Source organism: Nocardia brasiliensis IFM 10847 (genome assembly GCF_000710915.1).
GTDB lineage: Bacteria > Actinomycetota > Actinomycetes > Mycobacteriales > Mycobacteriaceae > Nocardia > Nocardia brasiliensis_A.
In genome coordinates, this window is record NZ_BAUA01000155.1 from 55,278 (window position 1) to 70,655 (window position 15,378).

15 protein-coding genes and 1 pseudogene are annotated in these 15,378 nt (G+C 68.5%); 5 read left to right on the forward strand and 11 right to left on the reverse strand.

The genetic code is table 11. The features are described 5' to 3' along the window. Positions 1 to 8 precede the first annotated feature (8 nt). The 4 genes from sufD to NBRGI_RS30370 form a co-directional block, all read right to left on the reverse strand. Positions 9 to 1,217: a Fe-S cluster assembly protein SufD gene (gene sufD / locus NBRGI_RS30355; protein WP_029900621.1), complete on the reverse strand. Its 1,209-nt coding sequence runs from the start codon at positions 1,215 to 1,217 to the stop codon at positions 9 to 11. Continuing rightward, positions 1,217 to 2,653, reverse strand: a complete 1,437-nt coding sequence (gene sufB, locus NBRGI_RS30360) for a Fe-S cluster assembly protein SufB (protein WP_029900622.1) — start codon at positions 2,651 to 2,653, stop codon at positions 1,217 to 1,219. The genes sufD and sufB overlap by 1 nt, the downstream gene beginning before the upstream one ends. Next, complete coding sequence (locus tag NBRGI_RS30365; RefSeq protein WP_029900623.1) at positions 2,650 to 3,450, reverse strand: helix-turn-helix transcriptional regulator; 801 nt, start codon at positions 3,448 to 3,450, stop codon at positions 2,650 to 2,652. Before NBRGI_RS30365 ends, sufB begins: the two co-directional genes overlap by 4 nt. Positions 3,451 to 3,852: 402 nt before the next feature. After that, complete coding sequence (locus NBRGI_RS30370) at positions 3,853 to 4,632, reverse strand: TetR/AcrR family transcriptional regulator (RefSeq protein ID WP_029900624.1); 780 nt, start codon at positions 4,630 to 4,632, stop codon at positions 3,853 to 3,855. A gap of 94 nt (positions 4,633 to 4,726) precedes the next feature. On the opposite strand from NBRGI_RS30370, the gene mptB reads away from it, so the two are divergent. The 5 genes from mptB to pip all read left to right on the forward strand — a co-directional run bounded on the left by mptB (position 4,727) and on the right by pip (position 10,198). Next, a complete protein-coding gene (gene mptB / locus NBRGI_RS30375; protein WP_036561526.1) occupies positions 4,727 to 6,409 on the forward strand; it encodes a polyprenol phosphomannose-dependent alpha 1,6 mannosyltransferase MptB in 1,683 nt (560 codons plus the stop codon). Continuing rightward, positions 6,406 to 7,338, forward strand: a complete 933-nt coding sequence (locus NBRGI_RS30380) for an ABC transporter ATP-binding protein (protein ID WP_029900626.1) — start codon at positions 6,406 to 6,408, stop codon at positions 7,336 to 7,338. The genes mptB and NBRGI_RS30380 overlap by 4 nt, the downstream gene beginning before the upstream one ends. Then, positions 7,335 to 8,126 carry an ABC transporter permease gene (locus NBRGI_RS30385; protein WP_029900627.1) on the forward strand — a complete coding sequence of 264 codons (792 nt, stop codon included), beginning with the start codon at positions 7,335 to 7,337 and terminating at the stop codon, positions 8,124 to 8,126. Before NBRGI_RS30380 ends, NBRGI_RS30385 begins: the two co-directional genes overlap by 4 nt. 86 nt (positions 8,127 to 8,212) lie before the next feature. After that, positions 8,213 to 9,181 (forward strand): COX15/CtaA family protein, encoded by a 969-nt coding sequence (locus NBRGI_RS30390; protein ID WP_029900628.1) that lies wholly within the window; start codon positions 8,213 to 8,215, stop codon positions 9,179 to 9,181. A gap of 24 nt (positions 9,182 to 9,205) precedes the next feature. Then, positions 9,206 to 10,198, forward strand: a complete 993-nt coding sequence (pip, locus tag NBRGI_RS30395; protein ID WP_081878299.1) for a prolyl aminopeptidase — start codon at positions 9,206 to 9,208, stop codon at positions 10,196 to 10,198. On the opposite strand, the gene NBRGI_RS30400 is transcribed toward pip, so the two are convergent. From NBRGI_RS30400 to NBRGI_RS30430, 7 genes and pseudogenes are all read right to left on the reverse strand, one after another. Further along, complete coding sequence (locus tag NBRGI_RS30400; protein ID WP_029900630.1) at positions 10,187 to 10,798, reverse strand: TetR/AcrR family transcriptional regulator; 612 nt, start codon at positions 10,796 to 10,798, stop codon at positions 10,187 to 10,189. The two genes, pip and NBRGI_RS30400, sit on opposite strands and share 12 nt — an antisense overlap. Next, positions 10,795 to 11,463, reverse strand: coding sequence for a TetR/AcrR family transcriptional regulator (locus NBRGI_RS30405; RefSeq protein ID WP_051728146.1), 669 nt, complete (start codon positions 11,461 to 11,463; stop codon positions 10,795 to 10,797). The genes NBRGI_RS30400 and NBRGI_RS30405 overlap by 4 nt, the downstream gene beginning before the upstream one ends. Before the next feature lie 40 nt (positions 11,464 to 11,503). Next, positions 11,504 to 12,070, reverse strand: a complete 567-nt coding sequence (locus NBRGI_RS30410; protein WP_051728147.1) for a hypothetical protein — start codon at positions 12,068 to 12,070, stop codon at positions 11,504 to 11,506. A 15-nt stretch (positions 12,071 to 12,085) separates the two neighbouring features. Next, on the reverse strand, positions 12,086 to 13,030 hold the full coding sequence (locus NBRGI_RS30415) for an MlaD family protein (protein WP_029900633.1): 945 nt from the start codon (positions 13,028 to 13,030) through the stop codon (positions 12,086 to 12,088). Further along, on the reverse strand, positions 13,027 to 14,040 hold the full coding sequence (locus tag NBRGI_RS30420) for an MlaD family protein (protein ID WP_029900634.1): 1,014 nt from the start codon (positions 14,038 to 14,040) through the stop codon (positions 13,027 to 13,029). The genes NBRGI_RS30415 and NBRGI_RS30420 overlap by 4 nt, the downstream gene beginning before the upstream one ends. Beyond that, entirely contained in the window at positions 14,037 to 15,086 is a 1,050-nt protein-coding gene (locus tag NBRGI_RS44415) for an MCE family protein (protein WP_051728148.1), read from the reverse strand. Before NBRGI_RS44415 ends, NBRGI_RS30420 begins: the two co-directional genes overlap by 4 nt. After that, positions 15,086 to 15,378: pseudogene (locus NBRGI_RS30430) on the reverse strand (MlaD family protein); the annotation flags it as partial. The pseudogene NBRGI_RS30430 and the gene NBRGI_RS44415, both read right to left, overlap by 1 nt.

Consider the following 15,378-nt stretch of genomic DNA (forward strand, 5'->3'; position numbering starts at 1 on the left):
TGAGTGGTTCAGGCGCCGATCGCGGCGAGCTCGGCCTCGATGGCCGACTCGAGCCGCTCCCGGATCTCGGGGACCGCGATCTTCTGGATGATCTCCTGGAAGAAGCCGCGCACCACCAGGCGCCGTGCCGCGTCTTCCGGGATGCCACGGGCACGCAGGTAGAACAGCTGCTCATCGTCGAAACGGCCGGTCGCCGAGGCGTGCCCGGCGCCGGCGATCTCGCCGGTCTCGATCTCCAGGTTCGGCACCGAGTCGGCGCGCGCGCCGTCGGTGAGCACCAGGTTGCGGTTCACCTCGAAGGTGTCGGTGCCTTCGGCGGCCGCGCGGATCAGCACGTCGCCGACCCACACCGTGCGGGCGTCGCCCTTGGGCGAAGCCGGATCGCCTTGCAGCGCACCCTTGTACAGCACGTTGGACTTGCAGTTCGGCTGCGAGTGATCGACCAGCAGGCGCTGTTCGAAGTGCTGGCCCGCGTCGGCGAAGTAGAGGCCGAGCAGTTCGGCGTCGCCGCCTGGACCCTCGTAGCGCACGGTGCCGGTCAGCCGGACCAGGTCGCCGCCGAGTGTCACGGCGATGTGCCGCAGCGTCGCGTCGCGGCCGAGCTTCGCGTGGTGCGCGGTCGCGTGCACCGCGTCGTCGGCCCAGTCCTGCACCGCGACGACGGTCAGCTTCGCGCTGTCGCCGAGCACGAATTCCACGTTCTCCGCGTAGGTTCCGCTGCCGCGCTGGTCGACCACCACGGTGGCGACGGCGAAGTTGCCGAGCCGGATCTGCAGATGACCGTAGGCGGTCTTGCCCTCGCCGGGACCGGTGACCGTGACGACGACCGGTGCGGCCACCTCGGTCTCCGCGCCGACGGACACCACGGTGGCCTGCTCGAAACCCGAGTAGGCCTGGGCCGCAACGCGATCCGCGGGCGTGCCGGCGGTGCCGAGCCGGGCGTCGTCGCGCCCGACGGTCTCCACCCGGACGCCCTCGACCGCACCGACCTCGACCGTGGCCTGCCCGTCGCGCACCGCGGTGCCGTCGTGCAGCCCGCGCAGGCGGCGCATCGGGGTGAACCGCCACTCCTCGTCGCGGCCGGACGGAATCTCGAACGCGTTCACGTCGAACGAGGTGAACACCTCGCCCTTGTTGATCGCGGCTGTCGCGCCCGGGTTTTGGATCGGCTTCGACGGGTTCTCGCCCTCGACCGCTCCGATGACACCTGTCGCCATCAGCCGACGGCTCCTTCCATCTGCAGCTCGATGAGCCGGTTCAGTTCCAACGCGTATTCCATCGGCAGTTCCTTGGCGATGGGCTCGACGAAGCCGCGCACCACCATCGCCATCGCCTCGTCCTCGGTCATGCCGCGGCTCATCAGGTAGAACAGCTGGTCCTCGGAGACCTTCGAGACGGTGGCCTCGTGCCCCATCGTCACGTCGTCCTCGCGGATGTCGACGTACGGGTAGGTGTCCGAGCGGCTGATCGTATCGACAAGCAGCGCATCACACTTCACAGTCGACTTGGACCCGTGCGCGCCCTTGTTGACCTGCACCAGCCCCCGGTAGGAGGCCCGGCCGCCACCGCGCGCCACCGACTTGCTGATGATGTTGGACGATGTGTGCGGGGCCAGGTGCAGCATCTTCGCGCCGGTGTCCTGGTGCTGGCCCTCGCCGGCGAACGCCACCGAGAGCACCTCGCCGCGGGCGTACTCGCCGGTCATCCAGACCGCCGGGTACTTCATGGTGACCTTGGAGCCGATGTTGCCGTCGACCCACTCCATCACCGCGCCCGCCTCCGCCTTGGCCCGCTTGGTGACCAGGTTGTAGACGTTGTTGGACCAGTTCTGGATGGTGGTGTAGCGGCAGCGGCCGCCCTTCTTCACGATGATCTCGACCACCGCGGAGTGCAGCGAGTCGGACTTGTAGATCGGCGCGGTGCAACCCTCGACGTAGTGCACGTAGGCGCCCTCGTCGACGATGATCAGCGTGCGCTCGAACTGGCCCATGTTCTCGGTGTTGATCCGGAAGTAGGCCTGCAGCGGGATGTCGACGTGCACGCCCGGCGGCACGTAGATGAACGAACCACCCGACCACACCGCGGTGTTCAGCGCGGAGAACTTGTTGTCGCCCGCGGGGATCACCGAGCCGAAGTACTCCTGGAAGATCTCCGGGTGCTCCTTGAGCGCGGTGTCGGTGTCGAGGAAGATGACGCCCTGCTGCTCCAGGTCCTCGCGGATCTGGTGGTAGACGACCTCACTCTCGTACTGCGCGGCGACACCGGACACCAGGCGCTGCTTCTCCGCCTCGGGGATGCCCAGCTTGTCGTAGGTGTTCTTGATGTCCTCCGGCAGGTCGTCCCAGGTGGCGGCCTGCTTCTCGGTGGAACGCACGAAGTATTTGATGTTGTCGAAGTCGATGCCCTCGAGGTTGGAACCCCAGTTCGGCATGGGCTTGCGGTCGAAGATGCGCAGCGCCTTCAGCCGGATGTCGAGCATCCAGTCCGGCTCGCTCTTCTTGGCCGAGATGTCGCGAACAACCGCCTCGGACAGGCCTCGTTGCGCACTCGCTCCGGCCACATCCGAATCGGCCCAGCCGTAACCGTATTTGCCCAGGGAAGCGATGGTCTCTTCCTGGGTGAGCGGTTGCACCTGGTCGGTGGTCGTCGTCATTCGGCACTCCTTCCGGAGTCGTTCGTTCGTACCGTTGCGGGCTGTGCAGCGGTTTCTGATGAAGTTTTGCTGATCGGCAGCACGAGCAGGGGCACGTGCGTGGTGCACGCGCAGTCGCCGTTGGCGATCGTGGCCAGCCGCTGCACGTGCGTGCCGAGCAGGTCACGGAACGCCTCGAGTTCCGCCGCGCACAACTGCGGGAATTCCTCCGCGACGTGCGCGACCGGGCAGTGGTGCTGGCAGATCTGCACGCCGGCGCCCACCTTGCGGGTGGTGGCGGCGAATCCGGCCTCGGTGAACGCCTCGGCGATCTCCTCGGCCTTGGCCTCGGTGTGTTCCGGGGTGTGCTCCTCGACGGGTGCGATCCCGGCCACGATAGTCCTGGCCCGTTTGCGGGCGAACTCGGTGATGGCCTGGGCGCCGCCGATCTCGCCGAGCTGGCGGATCGCGGCACCGGCCAGATCGTCGTAGGCGTGGCCCAGCTGTCCGCGTCCGGCGGCGGTGAGCTGATACTGCTTGGCGGGGCGGCCGCGGCCCTTCTGCTGCCATGGCGCTGACCTGCTCGCCCTGGCCTGACCGGAGTCGATCAGTGCGTCGAGGTGCCTGCGCACCCCGGCCGGCGCGAGCCCGAGGGTGGTGCCGATAGCGGTCGCGGTGATCGGCCCCTCCTCCAGCAGTAGCTGGACGATGGCCGCGCGCGTGTGCCCTTCGGCGACCGTGGCGGGGGCAGCGGACGACGCGGTACCGGCCCGGCGACCAGCCCCTTCATCGTTTTTCCGCAAACCCACGGTTTTCACAACATCAGTGTGGCGGAATTCGTTCCCGAAATCTAATAAGGGTGCCCTGACTTCCAGACCCCTGTGACCTGCGTCGACCGCCGCCACCGAGCCGTACCGGTCGGTATCGACCGTGCCGAGTGGTTGCGGACGGGACCGCCATCCACCCGTAAATTCTGCGGAATCCGCACCTGCGCGATCTACCAGGCTCTGACCTGCGAGTTCCGACCCGGACCCGGGCCGACGGCGAGCCGCGCACGGTTCGCCGCTCGCCTGGCAAGCGTCCGGACAACAGACGTGAGATCGATTAGCCCCGGCTGCAATTGCTTCAGTGCGATGCGTCACAACCACTCGGCCGTTCCCGCGCGCGGGCGGACTCGGCCCACCGCGACGAGTTTCAGCGGCGTGGCCGTCGCATCCCGGTTAGCTGGGCGGATCCGCTCCCGGAACCTGGTCGACGGGCTCGTCCGCTGCCGCGGCCACCACGCGGGCGTCGACATCCGGCAGGATTCCGTCGCCGTCGACCGCCGGCACCGCCGTCGGCGGATCTCCGAAATCGGCGTCCGGCATCTCCGCATCGATATCCGAGGAGCCGGTGCCGGTCGGCTCGGCCGCCGCTTCGGCGTCGTACAGCCCGGCTTCGGTGAAGGTGATCCGAACCAGGCGCTCCATCGCCGTGGCCACCGTGTGCAGCGGATCCGCCGAGCGGCGTACCCGGGCCAGCACGGTCGCGCCCTCATACGCGGCGACCACCGTCGTGGCCAATTCGCCCGCGGCCTGCGCGGACAGGCCGAGTTCGGCGAGCAGCCCGGCGAACGCCCGTTCCATCGCGTCGAACGCGGCGCCGCAGGCTTCCCGGACCGCCTCGACGTCGCTGCCGCCGTCGAGCGCGGGCGTGCCGATGGGGCAGCCGTCCACCCAGTCGGACTGCGCCAGCTTGCGGGTCATGAACTCGAAAAGCGTTGCCGTGGTGGCGAAGACGTCGGTCGGCGCCTGCCGGATCATCCGGGCCGCCCTGGTGCCGGTGTCGGTGATCGCGGCCACCGCGATCTCCTCCTTGCCGCCCGGAAAGTGGTGGTAGATCGACCCGTAGGGCAGGCAGGCCGCCTCACTCAACGCCTTCAAGCCGAATCCGTGATACCCGTGGCGCGCGAGCAATTCGCACGCGGCGACCTCGATCCGTCGCCTGGACTCCGAAACCATATGTCCGATTGTCCCTTGCCCGGCCCCGCTGCCGATCGGAACGAGCGGTGCCCGTACGCGGTATCGGACGCCCGCGCGAACTAGGCTGCGTCTCGTGGCGGTACTGGAGGGCGCGCGGCGCAGAACACTGGCATTCGGGCGCCGGGCACTCGGGTTGGACGTGCCCGCCGCCGATCATTCGATCGCGGTCCTGCACCAGGACGAGTCCGAAGTGCCCGGCCTCAATCGCAAGGAACTGGTCCAGCTGGACCGGATCCGGCTGATGGGCGCCACGGGCACGGTGCTGATGGCGATCAGCGCGCTGGGCATCGGCGCGCAGCCGGTGCACCAGAATCCGACCTCCGGCGTCCGGGTGCTCGGCATCTTCGCCCGCGCGCACACCGGATCGCTGGCCATGTGCATGACCGGCACGGTGATCGTGGTGCTGGCCTGGCTGCTGCTCGGCCGCTTCGCCATCGGCGGCATCGGCGGTTCACCGATCCACCGCCTCACCCGCTCGCAGTTGGACCGCACGCTGCTGCTGTGGATCATCCCGCTCAGCGTCGCGCCGCCGATGTTCAGCAACGACGTGTATTCCTATCTGGCACAGAGTGAAATCGCGGCTCGCGGTATCGACCCCTACCAAGAAGGGCCGGTCGCCGGGCTCGGCATCGACAACGTGCTGACCAACAACGTGCCGACCATCTGGCGCGACACCCCCGCGCCGTACGGCCCGCTGTTCCTGTGGATCGGCCGCGGCATCGCCGAACTCACCGGGGACAACATCATCGCGGGCGTCTGGGTGCACCGCATGCTGGCGCTGGCCGGTGTCGCGTTGATCGTGTGGGCGCTGCCCCGGCTGTCCCAGCGCTGCGGCGTGGCGCCGGTGAGCGCGCTGTGGCTGGGCGCCGCGAATCCGCTGGTGCTGTTCCACCTGGTCGGCGGCGTGCACAACGACGCGCTGATGCTCGGCCTGATGCTGGCCGGCATGGAGTTCTGCCTGCGCGCCATCGAGGACATCCATCCGTTCGACGGCCGGGCCTATACCTGGCTGATCGCCGGCGCCATCGTCATCACGATGTCGTCGTCGGTGAAGTTCACCTCGATCATCGCGCTCGGCTTCGTCGGCATGGCGCTGGCCCGGCGGTGGGGCTTCTCGGTGCGTTCGGTCGCCGTCGCGGCCGCGCTGCTGGGCGCGATCGCCATCGGGACCACACTGTTGATCGGTTCGATGAGCGGGCTCGGCTTCGGCTGGATCCACACGCTCAACGTGGCCAACGCGGTGCGCAGCTGGATGTCGTTGCCGACCGTGCTCGGCATCATCACCGGTTTCGGCGGAGTGCTGCTCGGGCTCGGCGACCACACCACCGCGATGATCAGCATCACCCGCCCGATCGCCGCGGCGGTCGCGGGCTTCATCGCGGTGCGCATGCTGGTCGCGACCGGCATCGGACGGTTGCACGCGGTCGGCGCGCTCGGTGTCGCGCTCGGCGCGATCGTGCTGCTGTTCCCCGTGGTGCAACCCTGGTACCTGCTGTGGGCGATCGTGCCGCTGGCCGCCTGGGCCACCCAACCGGTGTTCCGCGTTCCGGCCGTGACCTTCTCGGCGATCGTGAGCCTCATCCTGATGCCGCGCGGCGCCGAGTTCGAGGTGTTCCAGATCGTCGGCGCCGCGATCGCCACGGTCATCGTCGCCGTGCTGTTCATCGTCCTCACCCGGCACGCCCTGCCCTGGCGCGGTCAGACGGGGGTGTCGGCTCCGTCACAGACGCCCAAGTCCTACGGTGTGACATCGTGACTCAGCGCAGCGAACCCGCCGTTCGGGTCGAGGGTGTCCTCAAGCGGTACGGCGAGACCACCGCGGTCGACGGTCTCAGCTTCGATGTCGAACGGGCGCAAGTGCTTGCGCTGCTCGGACCCAACGGCGCGGGCAAGACCACCACGGTGGAGATGTGCGAGGGTTTCGTCGCACCGGACGCGGGCACGGTGCGGGTGCTCGGGTTGGACCCGATCGCGGATTCGGATCGGCTGCGCGCACGCATCGGCGTGATGCTGCAGGGCGGCGGCGCGTATCCGGGCGCGAAGGCGGGCGAGATGCTCGACCTGGTCGCCGCGTATTCGGCCGATCCACTCGACCCGCAGTGGCTGCTGCGCACGCTCGGCTTGCAGGACAATCGCGCGACGCCCTATCGCCGGCTCTCGGGCGGGCAGCAGCAGCGGCTGGCGCTGGCGTGCGCGCTGGTCGGCAAACCGGAGATCGTCTTCCTGGACGAGCCGACCGCGGGCCTGGACGCGCAGGCGCGACTCATCGTGTGGGAGTTGATCGATGCGCTGCGCCGCGACGGCGTGACCGTCGTGCTCACCACCCATGTGATGGACGAGGCCGAGCAGCTCGCCGACCAGCTGGTGATCATCGACCACGGGCAGATCGTCGCCTCCGGCACGCCCGCCGAGGTGACCGCGCACGGCGCGGCGGGACAGCTACGGTTCTGCGCCCCACCGAAACTCGATCTGGAGTTGCTGAAATCGGCGCTGCCGGAAGGGTTCGCGCCCCGCGAGACCACGCCGGGCACGTATCTGGTGGAGGGCGAGATCACCCCGCAGGTGCTCGCCACGGTGACCGCCTGGTGCGCCAGGGTGAACGTGCTCGCCACCGACATCCGGATCGATCAGCGCAGACTCGAGGACGTTTTCCTGGAACTGACCGGACGGGAGCTGCGCGGATGACCCAGCCAGATCTGAGCGCCAACCGCTTCGCACCGGGCACCTTCGCGCCCGACCCGCGGCCCAGCTCCCGGCTCGCGATGATGAGCGCGCAGACCCGGCTGGAGCTGATCCTGTTGCTGCGCAACGGCGAACAGCTGCTGCTCACCATGTTCATCCCGATCACCCTGCTGGTCGGGCTCAGCCTGTTGCCGTTCGGCGACCTCGGCGACGATCGGGTGGACAAGATCGTGCCCGCGGTGATGATGGTGGCGGTCATGTCCACCGCGTTCACCGGTCAGGCCATCGCCGTGGGCTTCGATCGCCGCTACGGCGCGCTCAAGCGGCTGGGCGCGACCGCGCTGCCGCGCTGGGGAATCATCGCGGGCAAGTGCGCCGCGGTGCTCATCGTCGTTGTGCTGCAAGCGATTCTGCTCGGCGTGATCGGTTTCGCGCTGGGCTGGCGACCGGAGCCCGCCGGACTCGTCCTGGGCGCGTTCGTGATCGCGCTCGGCACCGCGACGTTCGCGGCGATGGGGCTGCTGCTCGGCGGCACGCTGAAGGCGGAGATCGTGCTCGCGCTGGCGAACATCCTGTGGTTCGTCATGCTCGGCATCGCCAGCGTGGTGTTCGCCTCCGACGACCTGCCCACCGCGGTGAATGTGCTTGCCCGCCTGATCCCTTCGGGCGCGCTGACGGTCGCCCTGGAGGACGCGATGCGCAGCAGTGTGGATTGGTTCGGCATCGCGGTGCTGGCGGTGTGGGGCCTGGTGTCGGGCGGGCTCGCGGCCCGCTGGTTCCGCTTCCAGTAACCCGCGCACCTGCGTCGATCACTCCCCCAACCGCCGTGCGCGGTACCAACGACAGCGTGTAGTTGACCGTGCTCTACCATCGTGACGTGCTGTATCGCGCGTTCCTGCGACTCGTCGACAAGCTGCCGCTGCCCTCGCTGCGGGTGCAGCGGATCCTCGCGATCGCGGTCATCCTCACCCAGGCGGGCATCTCGGTCACCGGCGCGGTCGTCCGGGTCACCGCGTCCGGTCTCGGCTGCCCGACCTGGCCGCAGTGCTTCCCCGGCAGTTTCACCCCCGTGGGTGTGTCCGAGGTGCCGGTGCTGCATCAGGCCGTCGAGTTCGGCAACCGGCTGCTGACCTTCGTGGTGTCGCTGTGCGCCGCGCTGATCGTGCTCGCGGTCGTCCGCGCGCGCCGCCGGCGCGATGTGCTGGTCTACGCCTGGCTGATGCCCGGCGGCACGCTGTTGCAGGGCATCATCGGCGGCATCACGGTGCGCACCGGGCTGCTCTGGTGGACCGTCGCGATCCACCTGCTCGCGTCGATGCTCATGGTCTGGCTCTCGGTCGTGCTGTACGCCAAGATCTGCGAACCCGACGACGGCGTCGCCACCGTGCAGGCGCCCGCGCCGCTGCGCTGGCTCACCGGGCTCAGCGCGGTCGCGATGAGCGGGGTGCTGATCGCGGGCACGCTGGTCACCGGCGCGGGACCGCACGCCGGCGACAAGAGCATCGAGCGGCAGGTCGAACGGTTGCAGGTGGAGATCGTCACGCTGGTGCACCTGCATTCGCAACTGCTCGTCGGCTATCTCGCGCTGCTGATCGGCCTCGCCTTCGGCCTCTTCGCGGTCGGCATCACCCCGGCCGTGCGCAAACGGCTGTTCGTGGTTCTCGCCATCGTGTGCGCCCAGGCCCTGATCGGCGTCGTGCAGTACTTCACCGACGTCCCGGCCGTCCTGGTCGTCTTCCACGTCGGTGGCGCCGCCGCCTGCGTCGCCGCCACCGCCGCCCTCTGGGCCGCGCTGCACACCCGCGAGCCGGTTCCGGCCGCGGTCACCGCGAAGCAATCCGCCTGAAGTCCGGCCGGTAGAGTACCGGCGATGGGGACCACCGCGCCGGGAGCGCCAGTGCCGCAGCCGTTTCCGCTGATCGACCCCTACGCGCACGGGCTCTTGGAGGTCGGTGACGGCAACCGGATCTACTGGGAGACCAGTGGCAACCCGGCCGGGAAGCCCGCACTGGTGGTGCACGGCGGACCGGGCTCAGGCGGCAAGCGTGGTTCGCGCCGGAACTTCGATCCCAGCGAATATCGGATCGTGCTGTTCGATCAACGCGGTTGCGGCGAAAGCCTGCCGCACGCCGCCGATCCCGCGGTCGATCTGTCCGTCAACACCACCGACCATTTGATCGCCGACATGGAGCGCCTGCGCGAGCATCTGGGCATCGAACAGTGGCTGCTCTACGGCGGCTCGTGGGGCTCCACCCTGATCCTCGCCTACGCCGAGCGCTATCCCGCGCGGGTCTGCGAGATCATCCTGGTCGGCGTAACCATGACCAGACCGGAGGAGACGGACTGGCTCTATCGCGGCGTCGGCCGCTTCCTGCCCGGGCCGTGGGCCGCGTTCCGGGACGCCCTGCCCGCCGCCGAACGCGACGGAAACCTCGTCGCCGCGTACAACCGTCTGCTGAACGACCCGGATCCCGAGGTGCGCGCCAAGGCCGCGCGGGACTGGTGTGCGTGGGAGGACGCCGTCATCGCGCACGAAAACCTGGGCAGCCCAGGACAATACAGCGACAAGACGGATGCCGATCTGCTCGCCTTCGTGCGGATCTGCGCGCACTACTTCGCCAACGACGCCTGGCTGCCGGACGGCCGACTCCTGCGTGAGGCGCACGCACTCGCGGGTATCCCCGGTGTGCTGATCCACGGACGGCTCGACCTCGGCTCGCCCCTGTACACCGCATGGCAATTGGCGCAGGCGTGGCCGGACGCCGAGCTGCACGTCATCGACGATTCGGGACACACCGGCAGCCCGGAGATGCTGCGCGCGATCCTGGACGCGACCGCCCGGTTCGCTCCGTCAGGGCGCTAGCGTCGCGTGCGCGAAGGCGACGAGTTGGGCCCGGACCCGAGTCTGGTCCAGCCCGTCGGCGCCGTCCCGGATCGCGGACAGCAGGGCCGCCAGCAGCGCGGAGAGCAGTGCCGCCCCGGTCAGGCGCGGATCCAGCGCCGGATCGATGTAGCCGAGTTCCATCCCGCGCTGGATCCGGGTGGTGGCTTCGTCGCCGTAGACGCGCAGGTTCCGGATCGAGCGTTCGGCCACCCGCTCGTCGATCGTGGCGGCCTCCAGCAGGATGAAATTCACCAAACCCGGTTCGTCGGCGACCAATTCGTAGCAGTGGTCCACGATGGTGGCGATCACCTCGCAGAACTCGTCGAGGGTCTTCGGGCGCCGGCCCGCGATCGCCCGGCCGAACACCCGTTCCCGGATCAGGGCGAAGTAGTGGTCGATGACCGCGTCGAGGATGTCGCGTTTGTTGTCGAAATAGTTGTAGAACGTGCCGTGAGCGGCCCCTGCCCTGGCCGCGATATCGGCGACGACGACCGAGCGGTATCCCTTGTCCACGAACAGTTCGTGCGCGGCGAGCACCAGCTCGGCGCGGCGCTTGGCGCCCCGGTCCGCGGCGTTCATCGCGCGGGCCCGGCCAGATCGCGTGGCCGCAAAGCTTTTTCGAGCAGAGTCAGCACGCCGTTGGTGGTGCGTTCCCGTTCGGCCGCGGTGTTCTCGCCCCGCATCTCCTGCAAGAGGCCGGGGACACTCAAGGTCAGCACGATATGCGCCGTCACCTCCGGATCGAGGTCCGCGCGAATCCAGCCCGCCGCCACCCCGAGCCGCAGTTCGTGCGCCACGAACGTGCTGACCAGCAGCTCCAGGCCGAGTAGCCGATCGCTGAGTTCCTTGTCGATCGCACTGGCTTCGACCAGGAACAGCCGCACGAAATCCGGCTCCTGGTCCAGCATCTCGTACCAGCGGCCGATCGCGGACCGGAGCTCGGCGAGCAATTCTGGCGCCGAGGCCGGACGTTTCAGCAGGGTCCGCGGCTGCACCCGATCGACGAACTTCGCGATGCCGAAATCGACTACGTGGTCCAATATTTCGCGTTTGCTCTGGAAGTACCGGTACACCGTGCCCTGACCGATGCCCGCGTGCGCGGCGACATCGGAGATCGTGGTGGCCTCATAACCACGCGCGACGAATACGGCATAGGCCGATTCGATGATCTGCTGCCTGCGCCGCTGCGCCAGGCCCGGTTCCGGTGGCCGACCGCGGCGCGGCGCGCTGGGCTGGTCCGGCACAGCACTCCCTCTCCGACGCCAACCAGGACCCGTGAGTTTATCAACGCCCCAGCGCCTCGCCTTTCGGGCCGTAGTCGACGACCTGCCAGTCGCCGCCGTTCTCGGCCACCGTCACCACCAGGATGTTCGGCACCGTCACCGGATTCGGCTGCTGGATGTTCTGGGTCTTCTGGGTCGCGAACACGGTCACCGAGTACTGGTTGTTGCCTTGGGCGTCCACCGAGGTGCCCAGCACCTGCCCGGAAGCGACCACCTGCGCCTCGGTCATGATCTTCGCCAGCGTGTCGTGTACCTCGTCGTAGCGCTTGCGCAGCGCGTCCGACGTGCCCCGCTGCACGCTGTCGAAGAAGGCGGGCAGGTTCTTGTGGTCGTAGGTCAGCGAGCGCAGCGTGTAGTCCGCGGCCACCTCCGCGGCCTTGTCCCGATCGGCGTTGTGCTGCCGCAGCGCGGACAGCTCGTCGGAACTGGACTGCCAGGCCAACCCCAGCGCGACGCCGAGCGCCGTCAGCAGCACGGCGAGGCCGCCGAGCAGATAGCCGATGCCCTTGCGGGGCGGCGCCTTCGGCTCCTCGGTGGGCGTCTCGGTCGTGGTCTCGGTGGTGCTCATGACGTCCTCAACTCTCTACTTCGGCAGGTCGAGCGTGATCCGGGCGGTCCCGTGCTCCGGGAAGGTGGCCGACAGCAGGTCGATGATCGAACCCGCGTCCACCCGAAGGGGTTTCAGCACACTGGTGGCCGGCTTCAGCGCGGTCGCGATATGCGCGAGATCCGGTCCGAGCGTCGAGAGGTACTGGTCGATCTTCTGCACCAGCGGACCGAGCGGCTCGTCCCAGACGTGTTCGCCCGCATAGGAATACCCCTGGAATCCTTCGATCAGGTGCACCACCTCGGGCAGCATGTGGGTGAAATCGTCGGCCCAGTCACCGATCACCGGCCCGTAGCCGTCGAAATTCTCGGCGAGCTGCTGGCCGTGCACGTACAGCCGGGTGATCGCGTCCCGTTTGTCGTGCAGCAGCTGCGCCGTCATCGTCAATGTCTTGGTGAGCAGGGCGATCTCCTGCTCGCGCCCCGCATACCCCTGCGACACGATGGCGGCCAGCCGCTCGACCTTCGCCGGATCTATCTGGGAATTCAGCACATCCAGTTTCGCGAGCGCCTCGCTGACCGTCGTCGCGACGCGCACCTGGCTCGTCGGCACGACGCTGCCGTCGGTGAGGTACGGCCCCGCCGTCGTGGTGGGGCGGAAGTCCATGAACTGCTCGCCCGCCGCGGACAGGTTGCTGACGTGCACCTCACTGCCCAGCGGCACCTGGTATTTCGCGTCCAGCTCGATCCGCACCGCGAGCCCGGTGCCGGTCGCGGTGATGGCGCGTACCTTGCCGATGCGCATCCCGCGCAGGTCGACCTGCGAGGTCGGCATCAGTCCGCCGGACGAATCCATCAGCACCGTCACGGTATTCGTGCTGCGCCGCGGATCGATGTCGAGCACGCCGACCGCCATGTAGGCGGCGCACACCACGGTCATCACGAGCAGCAGCACCAGCGAGACAGGTCCGGAAAGTTTCATCGCACCATCCCGATCGATCGCAGTACCTGGATCATCTGATCCGAGCGGTGCGCGGCATCGGCCGCGACCGCGTCCGCCGCCACCGGCCGCACCTGGATATCGGGCGGCGCGCTGAAGAACGGGATCAGCTTCTCGCGCAACAGGCGGTTCATCGTGTCGACGTTCATCGGGACCGTGGTGTCCGCGCCGGCGATGATGCGCGCGGCCGGGGCCAGGATGCTGATGATGTCGTGCAGGTCGCCACGCAGCGGCAGCGCGAGATCGCCGACATACCTGGCCAGTTCACCGCCGTCGATGATCAACTGGACCAGGCCGAACAGCACATCGGACAGGCCGGCGGCCCGGCCGGGGCCGAGCGTCAGGGTTCGGTCGACGTTGTCCTTGTTCGCCTCCAGCGTCGTGGTGACACTGGCCGCGGCGGCCAGGATCCGATCCAACTCGGCGGAATGCGTGGCGAGGTCGTGTAATGCGTTGCGACCGCCCGCCAGGATGCGGGCGAGGTCGGCCTCGTCGGTCGGGAACGCGGCGTTGACGCTGACGATCAGGTCCTGCATTTCGCCGAATCGCCCGCCGGTGACGATATTCGACATCGCGCGCAGGATGTCTTCCACGTTGGCGGCGGGCACGGTCCGCGCCCGGGGAATGACGTCACCATCGGCCAGGAACGGTGGCCCGGCATTCGGCGGCGCGGCCAGCGCGATGTGGATATCGCCGAGGATGGTGCTCTGGCGCAGCTCGGCCGTGGCCGTCTGCGGCAGTCGCACATCGGATTTCAAGTCGACGGTGGCGACGGCCGTGTCGCCGGTCAGCTCGATCCGATCGAGCATGCCCACCTCGACGCCCTCCGCGATGACCTTGGCGCGGTCGGGCAGGTTGAGCACCGAGCCGAATTCGATCCGGATGCTGAAGGTGTCCCCCGCCAGATAGGTGCCCGGGATCGGCACGTCGGTCGCGCGGACGCCACAACCGGTGAGCAGCAGCGCGAGCGCGGCGAGCAGCAGGCGTTTCACCGCGCACCCACCGTTGCGAGAAGGACCTGGAGCAGCCCGACCTGACTGCCGTCGGCCGATTCATAGTGCGGTGGAAGGTAATTCACGCGAGGCGCACCGGTCGCCGGGTCGACGATCGACGCCAGACCGGAAACCACCGGCGGCAGTTTCATCAACAGATCCACGATGCTGCCCGCCAGCACCGCGTAGCGGTGCACCTGCGGCACGATCCGGTCGAGGAACTCGAAGGACTGCTGGTCGTATTTGCCGACGTTGCGGGCGATCACCGGCAGGAACTGCAGGGCCAGATCGACCGCACGCGACAGCTCCGCCGAGAAGCCGTCGACCAGTGCGATACCGTTGTTCAGGTTGTCCATCAGCGCCTGCATATCGGGCCAGTTGGTGATGAACATGGTGGTGAGCTGGTCCAGGTTGTCGACCAGCCTGCGCAGCACCGCATCCCGATCGGCCGGGTCCCCGATCACCTGGGACAGCCGCTGCAACAGCGCGTTCCACTGCGGCGCGGTGCCGTCCAGCGCGTTGACCGCGCCGGTGAGCGTCTGATCGAGCAGCCGGTCCGACGGCGCGCCCGGCGTCGGCGTGGACTGCACCCCGACCAGGTCGCCGGACAAGGTCGCCAACGCGTCGAGGGCCTCGCTGATCCCGACCGGAGTCCGCGTGCGTTCGAGCGGAAGGCACTGCGCGGTATCGAATTTCGGGCCGCCGGTGTAGGTCTTGGACAGTTCGACGTGCCGGTCGGTCACGATCGAGCTGGACAGGGTGGCCGCCGTGACGTCGGCGGGCAGCTCGATCTTGCCGTCGATCGTCATCGTCACCCGCATACGGTCGCCGCGCGCCTCGATCCCGGATACGGTGCCGATCTCCACACCGAGCAGCGTGACGCTGTTGCCGTCGTAAAGACCCACCGTGTCGGCGAATTCGGCACACATCGTCTGCTGGGCGGGCCGCACCCGGTCCACCCAGGTCGCGCCGCTCACGCCCACCACGACGGCCACGGTGACCAGCGCCACCACCGCGACGACAACCGTTCGCGCCCAGCGCTTCATCAGCACGCCCTCCCCTCGAACGGAACGCACAGCGCCGGACCGCGCACCACACTGGCCGATTGGTCGACCGTGATCCCGTCGGCGCCGAGCATCGCCGAGATCTTCGCGATGAAGTCCTTGATTCCGGCGATGACCGTGTCGATCCGCCCCGGGTCCTGCACGAGTTTGTTGAACAGCTGCTCGAATTCGGCGACCGACGGTTCGATCGAGTCGCCGTAGGCCATGACGGGCCGGTGGATGATCAGGAACAGCCGCCGCAGCAGTTCGAAGACCTGCACGACCTCGCCCCGGC

Excerpts from the sequence above, each read along its gene's own strand:
- sufD (WP_029900621.1), bottom strand. The coding sequence starts at position 1,217 with ATGGCGACAGGTGTCATCGGAGCGGTCGAGGGCGAGAACCCGTCGAAG.
- sufB (WP_029900622.1), bottom strand. The coding sequence starts at position 2,653 with ATGACGACGACCACCGACCAGGTGCAACCGCTCACCCAGGAAGAGACC.
- NBRGI_RS30370 (WP_029900624.1), bottom strand. The coding sequence starts at position 4,632 with ATGGTTTCGGAGTCCAGGCGACGGATCGAGGTCGCCGCGTGCGAATTG.
- NBRGI_RS30385 (WP_029900627.1), top strand. The coding sequence starts at position 7,335 with ATGACCCAGCCAGATCTGAGCGCCAACCGCTTCGCACCGGGCACCTTC.
- pip (WP_081878299.1), top strand. The coding sequence starts at position 9,206 with ATGGGGACCACCGCGCCGGGAGCGCCAGTGCCGCAGCCGTTTCCGCTG.
- NBRGI_RS30400 (WP_029900630.1), bottom strand. The coding sequence starts at position 10,798 with ATGAACGCCGCGGACCGGGGCGCCAAGCGCCGCGCCGAGCTGGTGCTC.
- NBRGI_RS30410 (WP_051728147.1), bottom strand. The coding sequence starts at position 12,070 with ATGAGCACCACCGAGACCACGACCGAGACGCCCACCGAGGAGCCGAAG.
- NBRGI_RS30415 (WP_029900633.1), bottom strand. The coding sequence starts at position 13,030 with ATGAAACTTTCCGGACCTGTCTCGCTGGTGCTGCTGCTCGTGATGACC.
- NBRGI_RS44415 (WP_051728148.1), bottom strand. The coding sequence starts at position 15,086 with ATGAAGCGCTGGGCGCGAACGGTTGTCGTCGCGGTGGTGGCGCTGGTC.